This window comes from Xanthobacter autotrophicus (assembly GCF_029991245.1).
Classification (GTDB): Bacteria; Pseudomonadota; Alphaproteobacteria; order Rhizobiales; family Xanthobacteraceae; genus Xanthobacter; species Xanthobacter autotrophicus_C.
In genome coordinates this window covers 1-431 of sequence record NZ_JAIVFO010000382.1, presented here as the reverse complement: position 1 = coordinate 431, position 431 = coordinate 1, and the positions used below count along the sequence as shown (strand labels likewise).

General features: G+C 68.9%; 1 protein-coding gene. It reads left to right on the top strand.

Features of this window, described 5'->3' with window-relative positions:
• Positions 1–431 (top strand): 2-oxoacid:acceptor oxidoreductase family protein (locus K9U41_RS23325; protein WP_282643214.1); only part of this gene is annotated, 431 nt, incomplete at both ends.

Here is a 431-nt window from a genome sequence, read left to right as displayed (position 1 = left end):
GCACGGGCGTGATCACCATCGGCTCGCTGCAGGGCATGGCCGCGCACCTGGAGGGCAAGGGCGTGGTCACGCAGGACGCGGCCGGCCTCGCGCAGAAGGGCGGCGCCACCTGGAGCCACGTGCAGATCGCCAACCGGCCCGAAGCCATCTACACCACCAAGGTGGACACGGCCAAGGCCGACCTGATCATCGGCTGCGATTCGATCGTCGCCTCGCTCAAGACCACCATGGCCGCGATGCAGCCGGGCCGCACCTTCGTGGCGCTGAACAACCACGGCTCGCCCACCGCGTCGTTCGTGAACAACCCCTACTGGCAGTTCCCCGGCCAGCACTGCGACACGGCCATCGCCTCGGCCGTGGGCGGCGAGCTGCTGGGCAGCTTCGATGCCGAAGAAGTGGCGCTGCAGCTGCTGGGCGACAGCATCTACACC